We start from the raw sequence: 6,840 nt of genomic DNA, 5'->3' as shown, positions 1-6,840 counted from the left end.
AACAGCAACGGCGTTGTTGCTGACCATCTCGGTCAGCAGACTGGTGAGAATGTAGACCGCGGCCAAAATCGCGAGCGGGCCGACACCTTCGATAAGCCGTACGACAGTTTCGACAACGACTTCGGCAGCCCCGGTGCTCTCCATGCCCTGACTGAGACCCAATAGGCCGAAGATCAAAAACAGGATCCGCCAGTCGATTGCTTCGATAGCATCTTTGGGATCGATGCATTTGGTCAGCATGACGAGCACTGCGCCGATAACGGCGAGCCCGGCAATCGGCATCACGTTCAGAGCGGCAAGGCCGATCACACCCAGTATCACGGCAACGGATATGGGGGCTCTGCGCCTGCGCATTGCAGGTTCGGACGGTTGGGAAAGATTGACGACCTTGCCATCCTTCAAAAGTCGCTGAATGCCTTCCGCGGGGCCTTCGACCAAAATCGTGTCACCGAGCTGCAATTTCATTTCGTCGGTCGTGGAGGTGATTTTCTCCTCTTTGCGATGGACCGCGATGACGTAAACGCCATATCGTCTGCGGATTTCCAGATCGCCCAGGGGACGGCCTATCAAAGCAGATCGAGGCCCGATCCCGGCTTCCAGCAACAAGGTCGGGTCGTCTTTTGCCGGTTCCAGATTGGCGTCATCCATGTCCCGAAACGCAACCTGCTTGTTGTCCTTCAAACCAAGAATTTCCCCGGTATCCGACTTGATCACCACCCGGTCTCCTGCCTCAAGCGACACAGTATCCAGATGTCTGCGAAGAGAACGACCACCTCGGATGACGTCCACAATGCTGACGCTTCCGGGATCGAAGGGAAGAGCCGGCAGAGGCTTGCCGACATAGCGCGAACTGGCCGGTACCACGAGCCTGGAAACAAACGTCCGTTTGCCTTCCTGAGAAAGAAGATCGGCGAGGGAAGTGCGGTCTGGCAGAAGAAATCGACCCGCTATCATCATGTAGATCATGCCGACGGCAGCCAGAATGAGCCCGGGGGCTGTCATCTCGAACATGGACACCGGCTCTAACCCGCTGTCGGTCGCAACATCGCTCATCAAGATGTTGGTTGACGTCCCGACAAGCGTCAGCGTTCCGCCGAATATGGCGGCAAAAGACAAGGGGATCAGGAAACGCGAAGGCGACAAGCCCATTCCGGCGGCAATCGAGATCATTACCGGTGTCATCAGAACTACGACAGGCGTGTTGTTCATGAAGGCTGATGCGATCATGGTTCCCGTCATCATCAACAGCATTGCCCGTAAATAAGAACCCTTTGCCTGCTTGCGCAGGAATTCGCCAAGCACTTCAAGGACGCCTGTTCTTTCCAGCGCGGCAGAAATGATGAACATCATGGCAATGGTAATGGGCGCGCTGGAACTGAAGACGGTCAGGAAATCCCGCGTCTGAATAATGCCCGTGGCAAGAAGGGCAGCAGACGCGGACAGAGCAATGACCTCCGGAGGATAAAACTCCTTGAAAAAGCTGAAGAAAACGATCCCAATCAGCACGAAAACGAAAATCTGATCAAAGGTCATTGTTGCCGATTTCCGCTGGATTTACTTTCGTCATGTCCACGGCAAAGATTTGCAGATGCTGTTCGGCGTTGCAATTCTCGTTTCGTTTTCTCTCCAATATTTAATGCTCATCCGGAACCGCGACTGCCTGACGCGAACTGAGCCGGCACATCTTCAGGTTACGTGAGTTTGCCTTGTGTGAAGGCAATTCCCGGATCTGCAGAATGCTCAACATCATCCCCCAACACGGTTGTCCAGGAATGTTTTCGGTGTTCGTAAACGGAAAACTTCGGTGGTGGAAATTCAGGATCTGCAAAGGCTCCAACCGGAATGGCAGTCACTCCGGGCCAGCCTTCAATGATGTAGAAAAGCGTAGAGCCGCATTGAGGGCAAAATCTATAGGTCGCCCTGTGTCCGCTGTCTGCGACACGTTCCCATTCAGAAAAATTACCCGAAAGCGTGACCTGCTCGTCAGGCCATCTGGCCTGTGTTGCAAAGGCGCTGCCGGAGCGCTTTTGGCACTCAAGACAGTGGCACACGGATACTCTAACGGGCTCGCCTTCGCATTCAGCTTTCAACTGGCCGCACCGGCATGTCGCAACACGTTTGATCATCGCTCATCCCCTTTTCCTGTTTGCACTCTAGCAAATCGGGTGGTGGATCATATTCACTCAAGGGGATAGCAGAATGACTATCTGTATTTCTCGATAAAGGCATCAATCGATAGAGTGCGGAAATCGGGCAAGCGTTCCTTTAGCCGATCATGAGACCAGTCCCACCAGGCAATGTCCATCAGGGCTTCTTCCTGGGATTCCGAAAATCTCCGCTTGATCGGTTTGGCGGCGACACCGCCGACAACCGTATAGGGAGCAACATCCTTGGAAACGACGGCGCCTGCTGCAACAATTGCTCCGGTGCCGATGGTCACGCCCGCCAGGACAGTTGCATTGTGACCGATCCAGACATCGTGACCGATAGTGACCCAGTCATCCTTGCGCCATTGGAAGAAGCCTCCGTCATCCTCGCCCAGCTCATAAGCCGCCGCACGGTAGGTGAAATGGTGTTGTGATGCGCGCCAGGTCGCATGATTGCCTGGGTTGAGGCGTACGCGCCGGGCAATCGAACAGAACTTTCCGATTGACGTCCAGACGACGTCGCCATCCTGGACGATATAGGAATAGTCTCCCATCTGGCTTTCGCGCATTTCAGTCCTTGCACCGACTTCGGTCCAGATCCCCAGATCGCAATTCAGAACCTTTGCGTCTGCATGAATATTTGGAGCCTCGGTAAGGGTGGATTTTTGGCTGGGAGCGGACATGAATTCTCCATTGGATCTGGAATAGCAACAGTGATCTCGCGTTTTAGCGATCCGGGTGCGAAGATCAGTGACGGTTTAATGACAGTATTATGACTGTATCCAACAATTTTAATTGGTTGCTGGAGTGACTTTTCGATCAGAAAAGTCAGCGCTCCATAAGGTCTGTTTCTTCGATCTCCGACGAACATCGAAGGCAATACCTGAGGACGGAACGCTTTGAGGCCGCTGTGGAAATTCCGGCTTGGACAGATGCGACCTAAGCGGATCGGGCGACACTTTCATGGAACCGTCATAAATCTTTGATCCAGCAGACAAAAACCTGTCATCTTTTTGTAATCGTCCAATGGCTCTTGTCGCCCAGCACATCGAACAAACACGGACAGGGCTGGCGCGTGATTCAATTTCAGGAAGTCACCAAGATCTTCGGATCTCGGACTGCGGTCAATAAAGTCGGATTTAATATCGACCAACCGCAGATGGTCGGCATCATCGGCAGGTCAGGCGCGGGAAAATCAACCCTGCTGCGGATGATCAATCGACTGACGCCGGCAACCTCCGGCCGGATCCTGTTCGAAAACCAGGACATTCTGAGCCTCAAGGGCGGCATGATGCGCCGTTGGCAGCGCGATTGCGCCATGGTTTTCCAGCAGTTCAATCTTGTCCCGCGCCTGGATGTTGCAACAAACGTCATGCTCGGTCGTCTCAACGGCCACGGGACTTTCAAAAGCCTCTTCAACATATTCAGCGCGTCAGAGGTCAATGATGCACTCGCCGCACTTGACCGGCTTGGCATCGTCCAGGAAGCGACCAAAAGGGCAGAGGAACTCTCCGGCGGTCAGCAACAGCGCGTCGCCATCGCTCGAGCCCTGATGCAGAACCCGCACATGATCCTGGCCGATGAGCCGATTGCTTCGCTGGATCCGATGAACGCCAAGATCGTCATGGACGCGCTGCGTGAAATCCACGAGCGCGACAACAAGATTGTCATCTGCAATCTCCATACGCTCGATACGGCCCGGAGCTATTGCGACCGGATCATTGGTATGCGCGACGGTTTCATTGTTTTCGATGGCAAGCCTGAAGAGCTGACGACGGCGGCTGCCCGCGAGATTTACGGCGCTGATGAAAACTTCAACGAGGCAGCGACGTCCACTGCCATCGATGCCGGCCGGTCCGGCACTCAAGAATCCGCCGGTGTGATGACCCCGGCGGCGGCAGCGGTCTGAACCGTTTGCGCCCCTTCCAACGTCATCAGATTCAGACTCTCGGGGAGTGTCCCAAATGAAAATCGTTTCCAAAGTCGCTGCGCTTGCTGCTGTCAGCACGATCGCTCTGAACGCTTCTGTTGCTGGTGCTGCAGAAATCTCTGAATTCCGCATTGGTATCCTCGGTGGTGAAAATGCCTCCGACCGCCTGCGTGCTTACGAATGCCTGGAACAGAAAGCTGCGGATTTACTTGGCGTTCCGGTCAAGCTCTTCGCTCCGGCCGATTATAACGGCGTTATCGAAGGCCTGCTCGGTGGCAACCTGGACATGGCCTGGCTCGGTGCATCCAGCTACGCCAAAGTCTTCCTGACCGATCCGGAAGCCGTAGACCCGGTTCTGATCAAAGTGAATGTCGACGGCGGCTACGGCTATTATTCCATCGGTTTTGCCCGGGTCGACAATGAGATCAACTCTCTAGACGACATGAAGGGTAAGGTCTTCGGCTTTGGTGACCCGAATTCCACTTCCGGCTACCTGATCCCGTCGATCGCCATCCCGCAGGAAGGGTATTCCATGAACCCTGGCGACTATTTCGGTGACGTTGTCTTCACCGGTGGTCACGAGCAGACAATCGTTGCTGTATCCAACGGCGACATTGATGCCGGTGTGACCTGGGCCGATGGTCTCGGCGAGTGGGAAGACGGCTACAATTCCGGCGCACTGCGCAAGGCTTCCGATGCCGGCCTGGTCGACATGACCGAGCTGCGTGAAATCTGGCGTTCGCCGGTGATCCCGGAAGGCCCAATCGTTCTGTCCAAAAAGCTTCCGGAAGACGTCAAAATCAAGATGACCGCTCTGATGGCCTCCTTGAATTCCTTGGACCCCGAGTGCGCTTACGGCGTTGCTGCTGGTGAGACCAAAGGATTCATGCCGATCACTCACGACGCATACGTCAATATTGTTGAAGCCCGTAAGGCGAAAAACAAAAACTGATCGGTTCGCCTGAACCGGAGCGCGGGCCCTCTTCCGGCCCGCGTTTTCTTGCGATCTCCTTCAAAGGACATTGGTAATGGCTGTTGCCGCTCTCGAACAGGAAATCCTGTCCATGCGTAAACGCCGCCAGCTTTATTCCCTCATGGGAATTCTGCTGGTCGTGGCGGTGCTGGTTTCCGGATACTCCAAATCAAACGAGATGAACTCCGGGGGCTTCCTCCAAGGCCTATCCAAATTCTTTGATTATCCGGGTGAAATTGTTGCGGAAGCCTGGGAGGCCGGGCCTGCCTTTTTCGGCCTGATCCTGCATTTCCTTCCCGCAATGCTTGAAACCTTGAATATTGCCGCGGTTGCGACCCTGCTGGGAGGCGCCTTGGCCGTGGTTCTGGCAATGGCCTCGACACGGAATGTCGACAGCTGGGGACCGCTTATTCCGGTGGTTCGGCGGATGATGGACATTATGCGCGCCTTTCCGGAGTTGATTATCGCGCTGTTCCTGATTTTCGTTCTGGGCTCCAGCCCCGTTCCGGCCATGATCGCCGTCGCTTTTCACACTGCAGGAGCGCTGGGCAAGCTGTTTTCCGAAGTGAACGAGAACATTGATCGCAAGCCCATCGAGGGGTTGTCGGCCTGCGGGGCAAGTTGGGTGCAAAGGATCCGATTTGCGGTGATGCCGCAGGTGGCTCCCAACTACCTCAGCTATTTTCTGCTGCGCCTTGAAATCAATGTGCGCGCTTCCGCCATTCTGGGGTTCGTCGGCGCCGGGGGCATCGGCCAGGAACTGCGCCGTACGATTGGATGGGGGCAGGGCGCCGGTGACGAGACTGCTGCGATATTCGTGCTTCTGTTCCTCACCATCATGCTCATCGACCAGACATCATCCTTTCTGCGCGGCAAGCTTGTCGGCGCTGGCCGGGCTCATTAAGGAACATCGAAATGACTGTGGACACGCTTCATGAACCGGTTTTTGACCGCGACACCGTCTTTCAGAATGTCCGCCGCCGTGCATGGGTGACGGTTGGTGTTCCTTCGGCAATCCTGCTCTACCTTGTCTACACCTGGTTCGCATTCGGGGTGCCGGATCTGCTGTCAAAGGCCCAGCCGAACCGGGCACTGATCCTGGCCACCGACTCCGTTGCCTACAAGGTCCATGTCACCAAGTTGCTGCGTCGCGACATCATGGAAGTGGCCATTGAGGGAGAACGCCGAGCATCTTACGACGCCGACAGTCTGCCGGACTGGGTGGACGTGGAAGGGACCGACGCCACTGTCGATCTCGGGCAGGGTTACACAGTCGATATCAACGGCAAGGTGATGGAATTCACAGTTCCGGACTACGGGACGATCAGGGTTACTGCCACTCACAGCGGCGTTGAAACCGAATTGCCTCCCGGCCCGGTTCCCGAATGGCTCAGCGACGATCCGAAAAAATTCAACGCAAGACCGACACTGGACCGACGCGTTCAGGTGACCCGCACAAAAATCGAGGTGCACAACTATTTCGGTGGTTGGGAGAACTTCTGGTTTCCTTTCCACTCGCAACTCTACGGAATGCCTTTCAGCCAGCTTTGGGCTCTTGCGTTGTCCGACATGCGCATCGATCCGAGCCAATCGAACATGTCACTCATCATGCACGAGTTTCTGGACAATCCGGACTGGCAGCATGGCGAGATCTTCAACGCCTTGTTTGAAACCATAATGATGGCGGTGCTCGGAACATTGACTGCAGCCTTTTTTGGATTGCCGCTGGCATTCCTGGCGGCTCGCAACTTCACACCATCGAAAATCCTGCGGTTCGGCACCCGGCGGCT

7 protein-coding genes are annotated in these 6,840 nt (G+C 55.3%); 4 read left to right on the top strand and 3 right to left on the bottom strand.

Translation table 11 applies throughout. From position 1 onward, the window contains the following. The 3 genes from K5905_RS23640 to K5905_RS23630 form a co-directional block, all read right to left on the bottom strand. On the bottom strand, nucleotides 1-1,533 hold a 1,533-nt coding region (locus K5905_RS23640), incomplete at its 3' end, for an SLC13 family permease (RefSeq protein ID WP_297588552.1). A 158-nt stretch (nucleotides 1,534-1,691) separates the two neighbouring features. Continuing rightward, nucleotides 1,692-2,126: a GFA family protein gene (locus tag K5905_RS23635; RefSeq protein ID WP_297588549.1), complete on the bottom strand. Its 435-nt coding sequence runs from the start codon at nucleotides 2,124-2,126 to the stop codon at nucleotides 1,692-1,694. A 77-nt stretch (nucleotides 2,127-2,203) separates the two neighbouring features. Beyond that, nucleotides 2,204-2,830, bottom strand: a complete 627-nt coding sequence (locus K5905_RS23630) for a DapH/DapD/GlmU-related protein (RefSeq protein ID WP_297588547.1) — start codon at nucleotides 2,828-2,830, stop codon at nucleotides 2,204-2,206. A 392-nt stretch (nucleotides 2,831-3,222) separates the two neighbouring features. Between K5905_RS23630 and phnC the strand changes: the two genes are divergently transcribed. From phnC to K5905_RS23610, 4 genes are all read left to right on the top strand, one after another. Beyond that, on the top strand, nucleotides 3,223-4,056 hold the full coding sequence (gene phnC / locus K5905_RS23625; RefSeq protein WP_297588545.1) for a phosphonate ABC transporter ATP-binding protein: 834 nt from the start codon (nucleotides 3,223-3,225) through the stop codon (nucleotides 4,054-4,056). 55 nt (nucleotides 4,057-4,111) lie between these two features. Further along, nucleotides 4,112-5,029: a phosphonate ABC transporter substrate-binding protein gene (gene phnD / locus K5905_RS23620; RefSeq protein ID WP_297588543.1), complete on the top strand. Its 918-nt coding sequence runs from the start codon at nucleotides 4,112-4,114 to the stop codon at nucleotides 5,027-5,029. 76 nt (nucleotides 5,030-5,105) lie between these two features. Then, nucleotides 5,106-5,954 (top strand): phosphonate ABC transporter, permease protein PhnE, encoded by an 849-nt coding sequence (phnE, locus tag K5905_RS23615; RefSeq protein ID WP_297588541.1) that lies wholly within the window; start codon nucleotides 5,106-5,108, stop codon nucleotides 5,952-5,954. Between the two features lie 11 nt (nucleotides 5,955-5,965). After that, nucleotides 5,966-6,840: phosphonate ABC transporter, permease protein PhnE (locus K5905_RS23610; RefSeq protein WP_297588538.1), on the top strand; the 875-nt coding region annotated here is incomplete at its 3' end.

Origin of the sequence: Roseibium sp. (genome assembly GCF_025698965.1) — a bacterium.
Taxonomy (GTDB): Bacteria; Pseudomonadota; Alphaproteobacteria; order Rhizobiales; family Stappiaceae; genus Roseibium.
The sequence above is the reverse complement of the archived record's forward strand: the minus strand, read 5'-3'. Positions and strand labels throughout refer to the sequence as shown.

Bases quoted from the DNA above. Each gene is read 5' to 3' on its own strand.
- phnE (WP_297588541.1), top strand. From the start codon at position 5,106: ATGGCTGTTGCCGCTCTCGAACAGGAAATCCTGTCCATGCGTAAACGC.
- K5905_RS23630 (WP_297588547.1), bottom strand. From the start codon at position 2,830: ATGTCCGCTCCCAGCCAAAAATCCACCCTTACCGAGGCTCCAAATATT.
- K5905_RS23635 (WP_297588549.1), bottom strand. From the start codon at position 2,126: ATGATCAAACGTGTTGCGACATGCCGGTGCGGCCAGTTGAAAGCTGAA.
- phnD (WP_297588543.1), top strand. From the start codon at position 4,112: ATGAAAATCGTTTCCAAAGTCGCTGCGCTTGCTGCTGTCAGCACGATC.